16 protein-coding genes are annotated in these 19862 nt (G+C 33.6%); 7 read left to right on the top strand and 9 right to left on the bottom strand.

The features are described from left to right. Positions 1-3: 3 nt before the first annotated feature. Positions 4-273 (bottom strand): Asp-tRNA(Asn)/Glu-tRNA(Gln) amidotransferase subunit GatC, encoded by a 270-nt coding sequence (locus FEF17_RS13860; protein ID WP_211342486.1) that lies wholly within the window; start codon positions 271-273, stop codon positions 4-6. Positions 274-842: 569 nt separating this feature from the next. Then, positions 843-1604, bottom strand: a complete 762-nt coding sequence (locus FEF17_RS13855) for a hypothetical protein (protein WP_139003010.1) — start codon at positions 1602-1604, stop codon at positions 843-845. 471 nt (positions 1605-2075) lie between these two features. Here FEF17_RS13855 and gyrB point away from each other — a divergent pair, with 471 nt between their 5' ends. Further along, a complete protein-coding gene (gene gyrB / locus FEF17_RS13850) occupies positions 2076-4025 on the top strand; it encodes a DNA topoisomerase (ATP-hydrolyzing) subunit B (RefSeq protein ID WP_139003009.1) in 1950 nt (649 codons plus the stop codon). Positions 4026-4082: 57 nt separating this feature from the next. On the opposite strand, the gene FEF17_RS13845 is transcribed toward gyrB, so the two are convergent. Further along, positions 4083-4853, bottom strand: a complete 771-nt coding sequence (locus FEF17_RS13845) for a zinc metalloprotease (protein ID WP_139003008.1) — start codon at positions 4851-4853, stop codon at positions 4083-4085. 114 nt (positions 4854-4967) lie between these two features. Between FEF17_RS13845 and FEF17_RS13840 the strand changes: the two genes are divergently transcribed. The 4 genes from FEF17_RS13840 (at position 4968) to secDF (ending at position 10917) form a co-directional block, all read left to right on the top strand. Then, entirely contained in the window at positions 4968-5966 is a 999-nt protein-coding gene (locus FEF17_RS13840; RefSeq protein ID WP_139003007.1) for a DUF6588 family protein, read from the top strand. A gap of 194 nt (positions 5967-6160) precedes the next feature. Next, positions 6161-7087 carry a malate dehydrogenase gene (gene mdh / locus FEF17_RS13835; RefSeq protein ID WP_139003006.1) on the top strand — a complete coding sequence of 309 codons (927 nt, stop codon included), beginning with the start codon at positions 6161-6163 and terminating at the stop codon, positions 7085-7087. Positions 7088-7160: 73 nt separating this feature from the next. Then, on the top strand, positions 7161-7781 hold the full coding sequence (locus FEF17_RS13830; protein WP_139003005.1) for a hypothetical protein: 621 nt from the start codon (positions 7161-7163) through the stop codon (positions 7779-7781). Between the two features lie 151 nt (positions 7782-7932). Next, positions 7933-10917: a protein translocase subunit SecDF gene (gene secDF / locus FEF17_RS13825; RefSeq protein ID WP_139003004.1), complete on the top strand. Its 2985-nt coding sequence runs from the start codon at positions 7933-7935 to the stop codon at positions 10915-10917. A gap of 69 nt (positions 10918-10986) precedes the next feature. On the opposite strand, the gene FEF17_RS13820 is transcribed toward secDF, so the two are convergent. Then, positions 10987-11634: a DinB family protein gene (locus FEF17_RS13820; protein ID WP_139003003.1), complete on the bottom strand. Its 648-nt coding sequence runs from the start codon at positions 11632-11634 to the stop codon at positions 10987-10989. A gap of 103 nt (positions 11635-11737) precedes the next feature. Next, on the bottom strand, positions 11738-12313 hold the full coding sequence (locus FEF17_RS13815; RefSeq protein WP_139003002.1) for a superoxide dismutase family protein: 576 nt from the start codon (positions 12311-12313) through the stop codon (positions 11738-11740). A gap of 125 nt (positions 12314-12438) precedes the next feature. Between FEF17_RS13815 and hemN the strand changes: the two genes are divergently transcribed. Together hemN and FEF17_RS13805 are read left to right on the top strand one after the other, a co-directional pair. After that, positions 12439-13803 carry an oxygen-independent coproporphyrinogen III oxidase gene (hemN, locus tag FEF17_RS13810; RefSeq protein WP_139003001.1) on the top strand — a complete coding sequence of 455 codons (1365 nt, stop codon included), beginning with the start codon at positions 12439-12441 and terminating at the stop codon, positions 13801-13803. A gap of 17 nt (positions 13804-13820) precedes the next feature. Further along, positions 13821-14654, top strand: a complete 834-nt coding sequence (locus tag FEF17_RS13805; protein ID WP_139003000.1) for a universal stress protein — start codon at positions 13821-13823, stop codon at positions 14652-14654. A gap of 65 nt (positions 14655-14719) precedes the next feature. Here the strand turns inward: FEF17_RS13805 and FEF17_RS13800 are convergent, their stop codons facing one another. Genes FEF17_RS13800 through FEF17_RS13785 form a run of 4 tightly spaced genes read right to left on the bottom strand, consistent with a single transcriptional unit; the run spans position 14720 to position 19823 of the window. Beyond that, on the bottom strand, positions 14720-16123 hold the full coding sequence (locus FEF17_RS13800; protein WP_139002999.1) for a TolC family protein: 1404 nt from the start codon (positions 16121-16123) through the stop codon (positions 14720-14722). After that, positions 16120-17478 (bottom strand): HlyD family secretion protein, encoded by a 1359-nt coding sequence (locus FEF17_RS13795; protein WP_139002998.1) that lies wholly within the window; start codon positions 17476-17478, stop codon positions 16120-16122. The genes FEF17_RS13800 and FEF17_RS13795 overlap by 4 nt, the downstream gene beginning before the upstream one ends. Positions 17479-17481: 3 nt before the next feature. After that, positions 17482-19149 carry a peptidase domain-containing ABC transporter gene (locus tag FEF17_RS13790; protein WP_139002997.1) on the bottom strand — a complete coding sequence of 556 codons (1668 nt, stop codon included), beginning with the start codon at positions 19147-19149 and terminating at the stop codon, positions 17482-17484. 2 nt (positions 19150-19151) lie between these two features. Next, positions 19152-19823 carry a TetR/AcrR family transcriptional regulator gene (locus FEF17_RS13785; RefSeq protein WP_139002996.1) on the bottom strand — a complete coding sequence of 224 codons (672 nt, stop codon included), beginning with the start codon at positions 19821-19823 and terminating at the stop codon, positions 19152-19154. Positions 19824-19862: the final 39 nt, after the last annotated feature.

Genomic DNA, 19862 nt, shown 5'->3' with positions numbered 1-19862 from the left:
AATCTATGCTTCAATAACTTTAGAGACTACTAGATAACCGTTTTTCTCTTCTGGAAAGTTTTCAATAATAATTTCTTTCTCTTTTGCCGAACTTTCTATAACCACATCTTCTCTTAAATCTTCCAGCGATAAACTATTATTATGAATGTTATTAAAAGAGTTCTCGCTATTTGAGTTTGCATTTTTAATCACTTCAAATAACTTATTTACAGCTTCTGATGGCTTTGCTCCTTTAATGCTCGACAAGATGTCGACTGTCATAATTTTACTCATCTTTCTAAATATTTAGATTAAAAAAAGCCTTCCGTATTAGGAAGGCTTCATATATTTATAAACAATAACCTTCCTATCCTAAGTATTAGGATTATTGAAATTATTATTGTTGTTATTATTTCTCATTATATTTTGCTGAGGTCAAATATATGTAGAAAAAATGTACTGCACACAATTTGTTTAAACTTACTTGGCATAATTATAATATTTTTAAAAAAACTTGCGCTTAGTTAAAAGTTGCTTAAGAATATGAGGGAATTGTTTAGTTTTTAATTTTTTTAAATAAAAACTATTCCTAAGAAAACAGTCCCAGAACCTGGAAACCATTAAATTAAAACACATTTAAAATAATGATGTTTTTTTTTCAAGGTAATGGTGTTTTGATTTGAAAGGCCAATATTTTAATCATATTGGCCTTTCTTTTTGTTTGTGAATTATAATTTAAGGATTCAAGAGTTTATTAATTTTAATTATTCGTATTAGAATTTACTGATTTTCTATCCTAAATTCTAAAGAGTATAAACTATTACACACATGACTCATATCAATTCTATTTTTGTTATCATTATTTATTCTATCGTCATGACACGTTCATATATTATACTATAATTGAACCCATCGGGAAGAATTTCTCCCATTTCAGATTCAGACATAATTTTGGCAAAAGGATTATCTCCAGAATTAGAATCCTCGGATGGAGCCTGATAACTTAAGTAATTCAAGGCGTCAGAAAGTTTATTAAATCCGTCCCATGTCATTACGCTAAAACGAGCTTGATTACCACTTGGATAAATAACTGAAGCCATACCCCAAGCTGTCATGCTACCTCCATTTTTAATATTGCTTTCGTGGAAAGGTTTCCATAGTGTTTTATTTTCCTGAATAAACTTTCCCAAATTTGTTGGGTTTGCATAGTTAACAATTGCATACTTGTAATCTCCAGAAACAAAATCTTCCATTTGTATATAATAATCAAATGTAACTGTTGTAAAAGAATTGGTCTCAACATCCTCTGGTTTTACATCCCCTAAAGCATCCATATTTCCTCCCCACATATTGGCATCGAGTTGTTTTAAACTTTCATGAGAGTTGACAAATACATAATTTGGAGCATCAGATTTAGTAACTCCAACTTTACGCCACAAGGTCCATCCAGTCATTTGGCCTTTTTCAATAGCAGCTTTTGCAACTTTCGACCAATGTTTGGTTTCTCTTTCTTCGAATTTAGTTTGGTGCTCAGCGGGCACATTGCGATATTGTAAATAGGCAACCTGGCCAAACGCAGTACCTGCAAAAACAAGCACAAATGCAAATAATAATAGTTTTTTCATAATATGTGAATTTGATTAGTTTTTCAAGTTATAAAAAATATATTTAAATATGGGAGATATATGTTTCAATTTGAAGATGTAATTGTTTGAAAATGAGAAAAAAACACTTTTTTCTGCATTCAAATAGCTTTTGAAATAATTTATTTTATTAGAATCTTTTGTTAATGGTTGAATTCCTAAATTTATTTCAATTTTTAATAAGGACAACACAATAATATCGTGTCTAAAGGATTATCGTTTTTAAAGAATTTTGTAAAAGTTAAAAAATCATCAAAATCAATTTTAAGACACTTTTTAAGCGATTTAAGCGACTTTTAAATAATTAACAATTGTTGATAATTATTGAATAAACACGTTAAAATGCTTTTAAGCGGTTTTAATATTTCGTATATTTGTTAGAGTTGTTGATGATGCTTAGGCGTCATTTTTTTATGATATAAAACTAAACTTTTAATTATATATAAATTAAATATGAGCGAACCTAAAGAAGAATTTAATAAGCACAATTATTCGGCTGATAGTATTCAGGCATTGGAGGGTATGGAGCACGTGCGTATGCGTCCATCTATGTATATTGGAGATGTTGGTGCACGTGGATTACATCATTTAGTTTATGAAGTTGTCGATAACTCTATTGATGAAGCTTTAGCTGGACATTGTAATAACATTACGGTAACTATAAATGAGGATAATTCTATTACCACCGAAGATGATGGTCGTGGTATTCCAGTAGACTTACATAAGAAAGAAGGAGTTTCTGCTTTAGAGGTTGTTATGACTAAGATTGGTGCAGGTGGTAAATTCGATAAAGATTCTTATAAAGTATCTGGTGGATTGCATGGTGTTGGTGTTAGTTGTGTAAACGCCTTGTCTGCCCATTTAAAGGCGACAGTTTTTAGAGAAGGCAAAATATATGAGCAAGAATACGAACGAGGTAAAACCTTATATCCTGTAAAACAAGTTGGTGAAACAGATAAAAGAGGAACAACAGTTACTTTTAAACCAGATCCAACCATTTTCACGCAGACTCTTGAATATAGTTATGATACCTTAGCGAGTAGACTTCGCGAGTTAGCTTATTTGAACAAAGGCATTACTATTCATATAATTGATAAAAGAAATAAAAAAGAAGATGGAACTTTTGAAGGAGAAACATTTCATTCTGAAGAAGGTCTTAAAGAATTTATCAAATACTTAGATGCTACCCGTGAACCTTTAATGAAGGATGTTATTTCTTTTGAAGGCGAAAAGAATGGTGTTCCTGTTGAGGTAGCGATGATTTATAACACGTCGTATGCTGAAAATTTACATTCTTATGTAAATAATATTAATACACATGAAGGAGGAACGCATTTATCAGGATTCCGCCGTGGTTTAACGCATACCCTTAAAAAATACGCAGATTCTTCTGGGCTAACCGATAAGTTGAAGTTTGATATAGCAGGCGATGACTTTAGAGAAGGTTTAACGGCCATCATTTCTGTTAAAGTTCAAGAGCCTCAATTTGAAGGTCAAACCAAAACAAAACTTGGAAATCGTGAGGTGTCTGCTTCAGTAAGTCAAGCCGTATCAGAAATGCTTACCGATTATTTAGAGGAACACCCAGATGATGCAAAAATCATTGTGCAAAAGGTGATACTTGCGGCTCAAGCACGTCATGCCGCTCAGAAAGCGCGTGAAATGGTGCAGCGTAAAACAGTTATGAGTATTGGGGGATTACCAGGTAAGCTTAGTGATTGTTCGGAGCAAGATCCTGCTAAATGTGAGGTGTTTCTTGTTGAGGGAGATTCAGCAGGCGGAACAGCTAAACAAGGTCGGGATAGAGCATTTCAAGCAATCCTTCCACTTCGTGGAAAAATCTTGAATGTTGAAAAAGCGATGGTTCACAAAGTTTTTGAAAATGAAGAGATTAAAAATATTTTTACCGCTTTAGGCGTAACTATTGGGACCGAAGAAGATAGCAAGGCATTAAACCTTTCAAAGTTGCGTTATCATAAAATTGTGATTATGTGTGATGCCGATATTGATGGTAGCCACATTGCAACTTTAATATTAACCTTCTTCTTTAGGTATATGAAGGAGTTAATAGAAGAAGGACATGTTTATATTGCCACACCGCCTTTATATTTAGTTAAAAAAGGTGCTAAAAAACAATACGCTTGGTCAGACAAAGAACGTGACGAAATTATTTCTGATTTTGGAGATGGATCTAAAATTCAACGTTATAAAGGTCTTGGAGAAATGAATGCAGAACAACTATGGGATACAACTATGAACCCTGAGTTTAGAACCATGCGTTTAGTGCAAATTGACAATGGTACGGAGGCCGATAGAATTTTCTCAATGCTTATGGGAGATGAAGTACCACCTCGTAGAGAGTTTATTGAAAAGAATGCCGTTTATGCTAATATAGACGCATAAAATAAGGTTAAATATAAAATAAAGCTGCTTAAATTTAATTTAAGCAGCTTTATTATTTTACCTGCCACCATTAGCTTGTAAGTCGGTGATGCATTGACTATCCAATTGCGGAGCAGAATTCATACTGCCCATATTATTTATTGCCGAACCAGTCTCGGAAGTCCAAAACATTAAACAACTTTCAACATCGCAATGTTTTTCATTTTCAGGGTCTTCATGATTGGTTTGCATAGGTGTTCCTAAATTTGTAAGCCCGAGAATATGACCAAACTCATGGGTAATAACTGTTGTTTCGAGAAGACTTCTATTAGGCTCTTGTGGACTATTACTTAGGTTTTCAACAGTTTCTTGATAAATCACAAATGAGGTGTTCCAATACGCTGTACCCAAAACTGCTTCTGTGTCAGTATCATTTTCTGATTTTCCATCTGTAAAATAGGCCCATATAGCTATTTCATCGTCTGTATTATAGTTAATACGCTCTTCTCGTTCAACATCTGCAATCTCTTCGATAGAATAAACAGCCTTTCCCATTGATGAAATAGAGCGTTTTTCAACTGTGATACCTTGAGGCTTAAAAGTTCTTGCCTGTAAGAATGAAACAAAGTTATCTATAGCTGTTTGTGTTGGTTCTAAACCTTCTACAAAAACAAGTTCAACAATAATGCTTTTAAAAATGGCATCTGATAGAATATCGTTTGCACTACTTCCAGTGGCTTGCCTATTGTCAAATACATTTACTGTATTTTCAGAATTTGAAGTGTCATCCTTCGAGCAGCTGTAGAAGAAAGTAAGCAGAATTACAAAAAACAGAGTAAGCTTTTTCATTTCTTTTTTAAGCTAATATAAATTAAAATACGATTAAATGTTCAATTTTAACGATAAAATGTTGTTTTGTGTGAAAAAACTACTATTTTTGTTTTAACCAAATTAAATAGATAAATGAAAAAGTTAACCCTACTAATGTTATTAATTTTTGGAATTCAAGTTTCAAAATCACAAGAATTAGAAAGTATATTATTAGCAGCAAGAGAAGATGCTAACAAATTAACAGAAGCATATATTAATCCAGCAATGACGGGATTAATATACGGGATGAATAGTGGATGGTATCATACAGCCAAAGCTCATAAGAAATTAGGCTTCGATATAGCAATTGGTCTAAATGCTTCTTTTGTTCCTTCAAAAGACGAAATTTTTACACTTTCTGGTTTGGAATCTATAAACTTACCATCTGGTGCAGTAACCTCGCCAACAGTTATGGGTTCTGGTGATGGTGCTAATTTGGTGGTTACCACAACTGTTCAAGGTCAACCTGTTGCTGCGACCTTCGAGATGCCTGAAGGTATTCAAGATGATCTTCCTTTAGGCTCTGTTCCTACGCCGGCAATTCAAGTTAGCGTAGGACTTCCTTACAAGTTTGATGTCATGTTACGAGCAGTTCCTAAAGTAGGTGATGATGATGTTAAAGGGAGTTTGTTCGGGATAGGTCTTAAAAAAGAAATTACAAGCCTATTTGGACCATTAGAGAAGTTGCCTTTACACGTTTCTTTACTGGCAGCTTATACGACAATGAATGTAGATTATGCAATTGATCAAAATACGTTTACAGGGCAAAATCAAAGAGCTGAGTTCGATTTAAATTCATTTACAGCTCAAGCAATTGCATCATTAAACTTTCCAATAATTAATGTTTATGGCGGTTTTGGTTACTCTGGAGGTAGTTCAACACTAAAAATGTTAGGTACTTATAATCTAGAGTATAATGGTGGGACAGTTGTAGATACTATAACAGACCCTATTGATTTAGATTTCGATGCTAGTGGCTTTGGAGCTACATTAGGAGCTAGATTAAGTCTAGGATTCTTTAAAATGTATGGAAGTTATACATTGCAGGAGTACAATATTTTTTCAGCTGGAATAGCATTTAGTTTTAGATAATAACCAATCAAAAAATAACTTAAAAGCACAAGATAAAATCTTGTGCTTTTTTCATTTAGAGCATTTTAATTCATACTTTTGTGACTCAAAATTCATAATGTTTAAAACAAACAAAATTCATATTTTAAATGTTTAAAAATGATGAATTTTGGACAGAAAATTTAACTCATCTCAAATAATTAAAAAATTAACTTATGAAAGTTACAGTAGTTGGAGCAGGAGCCGTAGGAGCAAGTTGCGCAGAGTATATTGCAATTAAAAATTTTGCTTCAGAAGTCGTTTTATTAGATATAAAGGAAGGCTATGCAGAAGGTAAAGCTATGGATTTGATGCAATGTGCATCTTTAAACGCATTTGATACTAAAATTACTGGTATTACAAACGATTATAGTAAAACTGCAAATAGTGATATTTGTGTAATTACTTCTGGTATTCCTCGTAAACCAGGTATGACTCGTGAGGAGTTAATTGGTATTAATGCTGGTATTGTAAAAGCGGTTTCATCAAGTTTAATCGAGCATTCTCCAAATACTATTCTTATTGTGGTAAGTAACCCAATGGATACGATGACGTATTTAGCTCATAAATCAACTAACCTTCCAAAAAACAGAATAATAGGAATGGGCGGTGCTTTAGATTCTGCTCGTTTTAAATACAGATTAGCAGAAGCATTAGGTGCCCCTATTAGTGATGTAGACGGTATGGTGATTGGTGGACATAGTGATACAGGTATGGTGCCATTAACGTCTCAAGCGACAAGAAATAGTATAAAAGTTTCTGAGTTTTTGAGTGAAGACAGATTAAACCAAGTAAAAGAAGATACTAAAGTAGGAGGTGCAACTTTAACTAAACTATTAGGAACCTCTGCATGGTACGCGCCAGGAGCTGCTGTGAGTGGTTTGGTACAAGCTATTGCTTGCGATCAAAAGAAAATGTTCCCATGTTCTACTCTTTTAGAAGGCGAGTATGGACTAGATGATATATGTATTGGTGTTCCTGTTATTCTTGGTAGAAACGGTATTGAAAAAATCGTTGATGTACCATTAAGTGATGCGGAGAAAGCTCATATGCAATCGAGTGCCGAAGGTGTTAAAAAGACGAATGGTCTACTAGAATTATAGTAGACAATAGATTATAATTGATATTTATGTAAAGACTGTAGCGATACAGTCTTTATTTTTTTATATTTGGCGCATGAAAAAATGGTGCTTTGGTGCTTTTATTATTCTGTTAACCCTTTTGTTTACTATAAATAAGGGGCGAACTGTCTTACCCAATCAAGAAATTGTATTTGAGTTTTCTCAGGCTGAATTAACTTCTGATGATATTAAAACGACTATAGCAATTGTAAAAGAGCAATTGCTTGAGGTGGGTGTTCAAAATGTGGTAGTTAATGAAGACAGTGATGGAAAGATTAAAATTTCATACTATAGTGACACCGAAGTTCTAACTATAAAAGGACTGCTTTCTAAAAGAATAAAAGCTGAATTAAATGTTGCTTCTAGCGATGGTGAGGAAGAAGAGTCTTCGTCATTTCCTTTCGAAAAGGAGGAAGTAGCTTATAATTTAGATGTTTATGAAATTCAAAAAAGTACTGATGTAGATTCCGATTTAAACGGTATTGCAGTATCCAAATTTACCTCTAAAGCAGATCGTTTTTCGAAGCCAAAAATATTTACTACCCCCGCTAAAACAGATTCAGAAAAAGAAAATCTTAAAGCTTCACTTAAGCTTAAAATATACACTTCTATTGCAACTGCAATAAAAAGCACACTACAATACATTCCCGAAGTTAGAGCAGGACCTGCCTGTTAGGGAAGACTTTCAATATATTTTCCAATTATATTCATAATAGCTATGTATATCATTATGCTTAGCTCAATCAATTACAATTAAACTTAATAAATTGTCAAATTCCAGAAAGCGCATGCTTTCGATGAAAAATTTGACTTAAAAAAACAGAAAAATGCAAAATAAAGGATTAGTAAAATTATTTGCGCTTTTGTTTGGTTTGGTAAGTATTTATCAGTTATCATTCACATTCAAAGCCAATCAAATTGAAGCGGAAGCTGAACAGGTTGCCATAAATGCAATTCCTGAAACCGAAGATGATTATCGTGCAAAACGTAGTCAAGAAGAGGCAAACTTTTTGCAAGCCAAAGCTACCGATACGGTGTTTAATATTGGTATTGCTAAATTCACTTATAATGAAGTGAAACAAAAAGCCATGAATCTTGGTTTAGATTTAAAAGGTGGTATTAATGTTATTCTTCAGGTATCTGTAAAAGATATCTTAAAAGGTTTGGCAAATAACAGTAAAGACCCTGTGTTCAACAAAGCATTGGATGATGCTTCCGAACTTCAAAAGAATAGTCAGAACACTTATTTAGAAGATTTTTTCGTGGCGTTTGATGCCATTAAAGGAGATACGAAGCTGGCATCACCAGATATTTTTTATACCAAAGCATTGGATGGTGAGATTGATGGTACTATGACTGATGATGAAGTTAAAGGTATTATTGAAACTAAAATTGACGAGTCCATTGTTTCTGCTTTCGAAGTGTTGCGTAAGCGTATTGATGAGTTTGGTGTAACATCTCCAAATATTCAACGTTTAGGAACTTCAGGGCGTATTTTGGTGGAATTACCGGGTGTTAAAGATGTAGAACGTGCCACAGGATTATTACAGAGTACGGCACAATTAGAGTTTTGGGATGCTTATAAAGGCGAGCAATTTTTCGGCTTTTTATCGCAAGCAAATGAAACTTTAAAAGATATAGTTGATGTACAAACAGAAACTGCTGAGGTTGAAAGTCAAGACGAAGAGGATGCTCAAGATGCAGCTATTGATGATCTTTTAGGAGAAGCAGAAACAGATTCTACGGCGGTTGCAGCAGTTAACCCATTATTAGATTTAATAAGAGGTCCAGGATACCAAGGCGGGCCAATTATTGCCAAGTTTGAGTTAAAAGACAAAGAAACAATTCTTGAATACTTAAATAAACCAGAAGTTAGATCGTTATTACCAGTTGAGCAACGTTATGCTAAGTTTGTTTTTGGAAAGCCTGAGAAAGATAGTGAACTAGTAGACCTATATGCTTTAGTTGGAAACAGAGAAAACACCCCACAATTAAGTGGTGCCGTGGTAACCGATGCTAGAAACCAATTTGGACCTACAGGAAAGTCTGAAGTATCTATGCAGATGAACGCAAAAGGAGCGAAGATTTGGGAAGAAATGACAGGTAAAGCTTATACTCAAGGAAGTCAAATTGCGATTGTTCTAGATGATGTTGTCTATTCTGCACCAGGTGTAACAACTGGTCCAATTGCTGGAGGTAGCTCTTCTATTTCAGGAGATTTTACTTTAAACGAAGCTATCGATCTAGCGAATGTATTAAGAGCTGGTAAATTACCTGCTTCGGCAGATATTATTCAGAGTGAGGTTGTTGGGCCATCTTTGGGTCAAGAAGCTATTGATAGTGGTACAACATCGTTCTTAATCGCATTAGCTTTAGTACTAATCTGGATGATTTTCTACTATGGTAAAGGAGGCATATTTGCCGATCTAGCTATGTTATTAAACATACTTTTAATCTTCGGTATTTTATCTGGCTTAGGAGCTGTATTAACATTACCAGGTATTGCGGGTATTGTATTAACTATTGGTATGTCGGTTGATGCGAACGTACTTATTTTTGAGCGTATTCGCGAAGAGATTACTAAAGGGAAAGGACAAAAAGAATCTGTCAGAGATGGATTTAGTAATGCCTTATCATCTATTTTGGATGCCAACATAACTACAGGTTTAACAGCCTTAATTCTATTTATATTCGGTACAGGTCCTATTAAAGGTTTTGCAACAACCTTATTAATTGGTATTGGCACCTCTTTATTCACGGCGATTTTCATTACACGTCTTTTAGTAGACTGGTATGTTAATAAAGGCGGGAAATTAGATTTTTCAACTGCTATAACTAAGAACTTGTTTAGAAACATAAACATTAAATTCTTGGAAAAGCGTAAAGTAGCGTATATTATTTCTGGTATTATCATTTCTATTGGATTAGGCTCTTTATTCACTAATGGATTAGATCAAGGTGTTGATTTTGTCGGAGGTAGAACCTATCAAGTACGTTTTGCACAAGATGTTAGTCCTTCTGAAATTTCTGCAACGTTATCTGACGCGTTTGGAAGTGCCGATGCTAAAACCTTTGGAGATGCCAATCAGCTAAAAATAACTACGAAGTACAAGGTGAATGAAACTGGAGCTGAAGTAGATGAAGAAATTAGGAAGTCATTATACGATGCTTTAGTACCACATTTAGATGGAGTTTCTTATGATGATTTTATAAGTGATGCCGATACTAAAACTATTGGATTAATGAAGTATTACAAGGTGAGTCCAACTATTGCAGATGATATTAAGCAAGCATCTTTCTGGGCAATCTTAGGATCTTTAATTGTTGTATTCTTATATATCTTAATTCGTTTTAAGAGATGGCAATTCTCTCTTGGTGCTGTTGCTGCAGTTTTTCATGATGTATTAATCGTATTAGGGATATTCTCGTTGACTTATAGATTTATGCCTTTTAACATGGAAATAGATCAGGCTTTTATTGCTGCGATACTTACAGTAATTGGTTACTCATTAAATGATACGGTGGTTGTGTTCGATAGAATTCGTGAATTCTTTAATGAGCACACTAGTTGGGAATTTAACCTTGTGGTTAACTCATCATTAAGCAGTACTTTAAGTAGAACATTGAATACCTCGTTAACGACATTAGTAGTTTTATTAGCCATATTTATTTTTGGAGGTGATTCAATTAGAGGATTTATGTTCGCATTAATTGTAGGTGTTATTGTAGGTACGTATTCATCGTTGTTTATAGCAACTCCGATTATGTATGATACTGTAAATAAATTAGAAGCGAAAAAGAAGAAAAACTAACTTAAACTTTTTCTTTAAAAAAAGCCTATCAACTTTCTGATAGGCTTTTTTAATGGTGGTTATTTTATTTTATGAAGGCAGTCTTTTGAGAATAAATTTCATCTGTCCTCGATGATTAGATTCATGTTCGCAAACATGAAACCACTTACAATAATTATTGGTTTGTTTTCCCTCAAAGAAGGGTTCAGCTTTCATTAGCCAGTCATCATCTCGTTTAGCGAACTCTTTTTCAGTAACCTTACGCACTTCTTCAAGTTTCGCTAAGTAGTAACTAACGTCATGACCTTTAATTTCTTCACGCCCCTTTTCTCCTAAACCGCTCGCAACATCCCATTTTTCTTTTATGGCGTTATCCCAAGTTCCCCAATCTAGGTTATCAAATGTGTTTAATTGGTAATAGCGTTCTGTAGCTGCAAGGTGCAGTAGCATAGCTCCAACAGCATTAGATTTTTCGTCTATTTGAAAATCTAATTGTTCAACAGTTAAATCGTTTACTGTATTAATGACCCATTTACGCATCATGGTCATTGTAGACAGCAGAGCTCCAATATGAGGTGAGTAACCTTCTTGAGGTCCAATTAAATAAATACTGTTATCTTCTTTTTTAGGAAGGTTTGTTTGTGCCGAACTTAATAAAGGAGAGGCAACAAATCCAGCTGTTATTAAGGAAGCGCCTTTTAAAAAACTCCGTCTTGAAGTTTTTGGTTGTTTTTTCATAATATGATTATTTATATAAGTCATTATAAACCAATTAAACGCTCAATCAATCATATTAAGAACAAATCAAATACGTATTAATGGTTTTAATAAATAAGTTTTTTTATTCTATAACTCCTGCACAACTTACTCGAGCTCCGGCAGCTCCCGATGGTTGAGACGTTAAATCGTCTTCACCAGCATGCACAATAACAGCTTTACCAACGATATTTTTGGTGTCATCGTCGCAACCAATACACCATTCGTTCGTAGAAAATTTAACCATACCGTTACCATTTTCATCTGCTGTAAAATTACCGATATCCCCTTTATGATAACCTTCTTCTGCACCCCATTTCCCATGTGGTTGGTTAGTTGGATTCCAATGGCCTCCAGTGGATTTCCCATCATTTGAAGAACAGTCAGCTGTTTGATGCAAATGAATCGCATGAACACCAGGAGTTAAACCACTCATAACAGCACTCATTTCAACTGTACCATTAACTTCTTTAAACATAACTTCACCGGAAACATTACTGTCACTTTTTGCACTTAAAGTTGCTGTAATGCTTTTTGGGGTCTCAACTTTTACTTCCTCTACCACAGGTTCACTTTCAATAGGTTTTTCTGCTTTTTTTTCATTTTTACATGAACTTAAACTTAATGCGAAGACAATTAATAAGAAGCTAATTTTTTTCATTTCTAGTGGATTTTTAATTCATGGAAAGTTAGTGGATAATTCAAAGAATTGCAAATATTCAATATGACATATGTCATATTTTTTGGTAAAACCATATTGTAGTTTTGGTGTATTAATTGTTAGGTATGTTAAGTTCATTAGTAAATAAATACAATGTAGCGGGTCCTCGCTATACCAGCTATCCAACCGTTCCTTATTGGGACAGCAATACGTTTTCGCTAAAAAAATGGAGAACGTCTTTAAAACAATCTTTTATTGAAAGCAATTTAGATGAAGGTATAAGTTTATATATTCATTTGCCATTTTGCGAAAGTATGTGCACGTTTTGTGGATGTAACAAACGTATAACGAAACAGCACAGTGTTGAATCGCCCTATATTGATGCGGTTTTAAAAGAGTGGGGCTTATATTTAGAAATTTTAGATTCTAAGCCTCTAATCAAAGAAATCCATTTAGGAGGAGGAACTCCAACATTTTTCAGCCCAGAAAATCTAAAGCGATTAATTAACGGGATTTTGAGATGTTCTAACCTTGCGGAAAACTATGAGTTTAGTTTTGAAGGACATCCGAATAATACCACTAAAGAACATTTACAGGCATTGTACGATGTTGGTTTTAGACGCGTTAGCTATGGCGTTCAAGATTATAATGAAACAGTACAAAAAGCCATTAGAAGAGTACAGCCTTTTGAGAATGTAAAAAGAGCTACAGACATGGCAAGAGAAATAGGATACACTTCAGTTGGTCATGATATTATTTTTGGATTACCATTTCAAAGTATTAAACATGTAAAAGAAACCATTATAAAAACAAAGGCCTTACTACCAGATAGGTTAGCCTTTTATAGTTACGCACACGTTCCGTGGATTAAAGGTAATGGTCAGCGTGGATTTAAAGATTCTGATTTGCCTGATGCAACTATAAAGCGAACACAATACGAGTTAGGGAAGCAATTGCTAACCGAAATTGGTTATCATGAAATAGGTATGGATCACTTTGCATTGCCAACCGATAGTTTATACCAATCTATGACAGAGGGGAAGTTGCATAGAAACTTTATGGGATATACAGCATCAAAAACACAAGCTATGATTGGTTTAGGCGTATCATCGATTAGCGATAGTTGGTATGGTTTTTCGCAAAACGTTAAAGCAATTGAAGACTATCATCATTTATTGAAAGAGAATATTTTACCCGTTTTTCGTGGTCATATTTTAAATGAAAAAGATTTAATTATTAGAAAGCATATATTGAATATAATGTGCCAATTTAAAACATCTTGGCAGCAAGACAATATGTATTTCGAGGAATTACCAGAGCTACTCATTAAGCTGAAAGAAATGGAAGCTGATGAATTAATCAACATAGGAAGTACTTATGTTGAGGTGACAAAAAAAGGCCGTTCATTTGTTAGAAATGTTTGTATGGCATTCGATTTATTATTGCAAAGAAAACAACCAGACACTAAGTTGTTCTCTATGACTGTTTAACCTTAAAATATTTGATCATGAAAAAAATAATTGTACCCATAGACTTTTCTGAACATTCAGAATATGCCTTAAAAGCAGCTGCTAAATTGGCTAAAAAGAACAACGCAGACCTATTAGCATTACATATGCTTGAAATGTCTGATGTCATGCTTACTTCATCAGAAGATCTTCAAAATCAAAAGGCAATATTTTTCTTTAAGCTTGCGGAACAAAGGTTTACAGATTTTTTGAAAAAGGACTATTTAAAGGGCATAACAGTTATTCCTATTGTTAAGCATTTTAAGGTTTTTAGTGAGGTTAACGATGTTGCAAAAAAGAATAATGCCGATATTATCGTAATGGGATCTCATGGTTCAAGCGGAATGAAGGAGTTTTTCGTTGGCTCTAATACAGAGCGTGTTGTAAGGCATTCAGAAATCCCAGTTTTAGTTGTTAAAAAGGATTTGCCAGAAATAGATTTTGAAGTGGTTGTCTATGCATGTGATTTTTCGATCGATTCTATTGAGCCCTATTTAAAAGCAAAAAAAATGATTGAGAACATGAATGCAAAAATGTATTTAGTACATGTTAATTTACCAAACGACCGATTCAAAAGTTCATTAGAAATAGAACAAGGTGTTGTGAATTTTTTAAACAAAGCAGAAGGTAATTTAGATAAAGTAGAAAGTATTCACTATATTAGTGATTATACTGTTGAAGAGGGAATTTTAAACTTTTCTAATAAAGTTGGTGCAGATTTAATTGCTATTCCTACACATGGACGAAAGGGGTTAGCTCATTTCTTCGAAGGAAGTATTAGTGAGGATATTGCAAATCACGCGACATTACCAGTAATGACCTTTAAGATTTAGCTAACATTTGTGAATTGGTTATAGCACCCAATATTCAATGCAAGAGGCTCATTAAGGGCCTCTTGTTAGTTTATATTAAAATCTGGAATTGCTAGTACATTAAACAAACGTGCCTTTGTTTTAAAAAAGCTATTCTCAATATCTATAGCTTTTAACTTGGCATCAATTAATTTAGATTCTCGCGAGTTAACTAAAAACAAAGAGCTTTCTCCTAAGAAGAATTTTCGTTCTTCAGCACTTAACATTGTCGTGTAATCTTCTACAATGGTTTTGGTATAATCATTCTGTAAGACATAAGAATCTAATTCTTGAGTTATGGCGTCTATTTTATTCTTTAAAGTAACTCTTGTCGATTGAATTTCAAATCGAGTATCCTGAAGTTTTAATTTTGCTAACTTCAAATCGCCACGTTCTTTCCTTAAGAACAAAGGAAAACTTATATTTAAACCACTTTTATAAGCTGATGTACTAAACGATCTTGCAATTTCAGGAGTTTGTGATAAGAAATTGTATTGTAAGTCGACACGAGGTAAAAGGTTATTCAATTTTAAGCGTTTTTCAACCGTTAAACTTTCAAATTTATAATCTAAAGATTGCAGTTTTGGATGATTTTGTAGATCAAAACTTGCAATATCTAATCCTGAAGTATTCAAGGTTAAATCTATGTTCTCTAAAGTATCGACATCTGGAATAACTACATCCTTAATCTCGATAGGTGTATTATCATTTAGCCATAAAAAATTAGAAAGTTCTAACGATGATTTAACATATTTAATTCGGGATTTTTCAAGGTTTAGTTTACGGTTATTCAGAGCTATTCTGGCTTCTAAAGTATCTATAGCCGGTTTATCTCCAACTTCATAGCTCTTTTTTATACCATCAAAACGCATTTGTGCATTTGTTAAAAAATCTTCATAAACACGTTTTTCATTATAGGTTCTTAGCCAATTGAAATAAGTAACTGTAGCATCATATAGAATGTTGTTTACATATAATTGCCTATCTGCTTTTGCCTGTTTTACATATAGTTTTGCTTGTTTAAGCATGGCCATGCGTTCATTGGCCAGAAAACCACGCGCTAGAGATACAGATACGCCAGCACTATATAAACCTTCTATTGGTATATTAGCCTCTGGATTTAAAAAATCACCAGTATTTTCTTCAAAATTCCCCTTTAATTCAACACCATACCAAGTTGGTATTTTAAATGTTGCATTGAGCTTGTCGAAATAATCTGAATTCTTGAATTTTTTCCTATCGTAATCTACTTCCAATTTAGGGTCGAAGGCGCCGCGCGCTTTCAATAGCTTAGCTTCGCTTTCGTTTATAACAAGGTTAGCTTGCTTTACAATGGGGTGGAAAGATTTAACATAGCCCAAATATTCAGAAAGTGACATAACTGAAGTTGAATCTTGAGCTGACAGTAATCCGCTTAAGAATAGCAATATATATAAGAAAGTAATTCTCATTGTTTATCTTTTTTTAATGCCGTTTTACTATCTAAGGGTTGATAATAGTTAGGAGGGAAGCTGTTTATTTGTCGCCATAGCTCGAACCAAATAGGTACATCCTCCAATAGTGCAATAGTTTTTGCCCCCGAACCTACACGTATGGCTTCTGGCCACACATGGTCTGTCTCGTCTGGTGCTAATAACACTCTGTATTTACCATTATCACTAATAAACCTTTCAATAGCAACTACTTTTGCTCCATAAGTTCCGTATGATACATTTGGCCACCCACTAAAAACTATTGCTGGCCACCCATCGAATTGTACACGTACTTTTTCATCAATATGTAGTAAAGGCAAATCTATAGGTCTCACAAAAGTTTCTACAGCTAAGTCGTATTTAGATGGCATGATGCCTACTAGTTCTTCGCCCTCTTTAAAAGTTACACCGATACCGCCGGTAAGTGCTCTATTAATATAACCACTTTGTGGAGCAGTTACATATAATAAACTATTTCTTTTCTTGTAATTCGTATAAGCATTTTCAAGTTTAGTTACCTGAGCTTTGGTATCGAACCCACTTGATTGAGCAGTGAACATGTCACTTTGCGCTTTAGATATCTTATCTGAATAGGATGCATTGGTTCTAGATAATTCTAATCTAGCATTTATCACCTCGTTCTGACTGGCCAAATATTTATTTTCTTGAGAAATAAATTTAGCCTGAGTTTCCTGAAGTTTTAATCGTTTTTCTTCAACATCTTTAACTGCTTTTAAGCCTTCTTCCTGTAATGTTTTAATACGATTAAATTGTGTTTCAGCAATTTTTAAATTGGTTTTTGAAGCCTCCAAATCAATACTGTCGCTCTTTACTTTTAATTGAGACTGCATCAATTTATTCTTGGTTTGCTCCAGTTTTAATTTTTGTTCGTTCTTTAATGCCGAAATTTGCCTGTTTAATGCGTCGACTTTACCGGCATAGGCATTAACAGACGAGGACTTTGCTTGAATTTGCTCGTTGGTGCGCTCGACTAATTTGTCATCAAAGTAGTCACTTTTAACTTCCGATATTCGTAAGATAGTATCTCCAGCTTCTACAAAATCACCTTCTTGAACATACCATTGCTCAATACGACCAGGTATCTGTGATTGTATGTGCTGCGGACGTTGGTTTGGTTTTAACGTTGTTACGATACCATCTCCAGTAATATTTTGTGTCCAAGGTAAAAACAACACAATAAAAAGCATGACTGCGGCTGCTAGTAAAAACCTATTAAAGTATTTGTAGTATTCCTTCGTCATAATGTCTTTACCAGATTTATACCTTGATAAATCTATTTTTTTATTCAATTGGTTATGAGATATATTTAGCATAGCTTAATTCTTTTTAGATTGAATTCTTCCTCTTTCCAAGGTTATAATTTCACTACATTTATTTAACCAAATATCACTGCTACTTACTACAATAAGCCCCCAAGGTCTGTCATTGTGAGAAAGGTAGTCCACAATGGACATAGTTTCTTCCTCATTGAACCTGTCTAATGCGTCTTCAAGAATTAGGACTTTTGGTGCTTTTAATATAGCTCTTGCTAAAACAATCTTTTTAGATAAGGTATATGACATTTGCCTACCATCTGGGTACAAGATTGTGCTTAAGCCTTCAGGTTGCTCCTTAATGAATGACTTTAATCCAACAATCTCCAATATTTCATGTATTTTATCATCTGTAATAGACGTATTACTAAAAGTTAAATTTTCTCTTATAGAACCTTCAAAAGGGGTTTCATCAGATAAGGATAATCCTAATTGTGATCTGTAAAAGTTTAAATGAAGACTGCTTATGGACATATCATTTACGTACACATGACCAGATGTTGCCTGAATAACTCCGGAGATTAATCGGAGCAGTGTAGATTTACCAGACCCGCTTTCTCCTTTTATGAGAATACGACTTTTTGAATTGATTTTTAGAGATATACCTTTTAAAATATGCTTATCTCTATTCTCTACTTCGTAACCAACATCTTCCAATTCAATGTTGATGCCTTTGCTAAATTGTAATGCTTCACCTTCTTGACTTTCGAGATCTTTGTCAACAATCTGACCTATTTTTTCCAAAGAGGTTAATGTGTCATAAAACGATTCTAGTCCAAGAATTAATTTTTCAACAGAGGCTATAACTAAAATTATGATGATTTCCGCAGCTACAAACTGACCAATATTCATTTCCTGATTAAGTACCAAGGCTCCACCAATTAGCAGTAAACTGGCTGTTACAATAACCTTGAAGCTTATCATTTGAATAAATTGTAACATTAAAACCTGAAAATGACTTTCTCTTGCTTTTAAGTAGTCACTAACCAGTTCGTCATTCTTATTAACACCTAAATTGGTGCTGCCAGACAACTTAAAACTAATAACTGATCGTGCAATTTCTTGTATCCAATGGGCAACTTTATACTTATTTTTAGACTCTTTTAAACTTGTTTCCAAACCTCTTATAGCTGTGAATTTAAATACCACAAACACGAGAATAAGCAATAACAATCCAAAAATGATAAAGAAAGGATGATAAAATGATAGCAGAATTAAAGCAAATAAAATTTGCAGGACTGCTGTTGGAACATCGATTAATATTTTGGATAAACTTTTTTGAATGGTTAAAGTATCAAAGAAACGATTAGCCAATTCTGGTGGATAATAGTTTCTTAGTTCCACCATTTTTATTTTTGGGAAACGATAAGCCAATTCGAAAGAAGATCGAGTGAAGATTCTTTGCTGAATGGTTTCAATTATTCGTAACTGCATCAATTGTAATGCACCAGAAAAAGCCACACCTACAGTAACAATGATTACCAAAATAATCCAAGATGTTGATATTTGAGCACCTTGTATTAAATTAATAATAGCTTGAATGCCGAGTGGCAGTGATAAAGCTACAATTCCAGCAAATATCGCATAATAGAAAATCTGAAGAATATCTCTTTTCTCTAGTTGAAGTAAACCTACTAAACGTTGCCAAGGGGTCATTTGTTTATTTTTCATAATTATGATTTCAGGGTATTAAGAACCAAGTTTGTGTAAAAATGTGTTGGTGTTACACCAGGTTTGCAGTCTGTTATTGATGAGAAATGATCCTTTAAAAAATGTTGATGTAAACCTCCTTCTAATATAGTACTAGCTAAACTAGAGGGGAATTTATATTTTGAGTTAACATCAATAATCATATCTCTTATTCTGTGAACAATACGTTTATAAACAATAAAATACCCTTCCTTATTTTCTTTATCTACTTCCTTTGTTAAGAATGATTTTGAGTTTTCATTAATCATAATTCTATTTAGAACTACTTCATTAATATGTGAATATTTAGAATCTTTTTTAATTGTTCTGGTTACAATTTCAATTGCCTTTTCCAGTTTATTTGAAGGATTAAGTGAATGCGTTTCAAACACTAACTGATATTCAATCCAAGCCCAATACCATGAGGATAAATAAAGTAATAGTTTATGCTTGCTTTCAAAATAGCGATATACTGAACTTTCGTTAGAACCAATTAAACTTCCTAACTTTTTAAATGTAAAGCTATCAAATCCTATTTCATCTATTATGACAATGCTGTGTTCTATAATTCTTTTGCCTAAATCTGAAGACTCAGGATCTTTTACATAGATTTTCTCTGGGACAGCAATTTTTAAATTTGAAAGTAATGAATCCATAAATAATAAATTTGATTGCAAATATAATAGTAATACTAT

This window comes from Hyunsoonleella aestuarii (assembly GCF_006148925.1).
Classification (GTDB): domain Bacteria; phylum Bacteroidota; class Bacteroidia; order Flavobacteriales; family Flavobacteriaceae; genus Algibacter_D; species Algibacter_D aestuarii.
The sequence above is the reverse complement of the archived record's forward strand: the minus strand, read 5'-3'. Positions and strand labels throughout refer to the sequence as shown.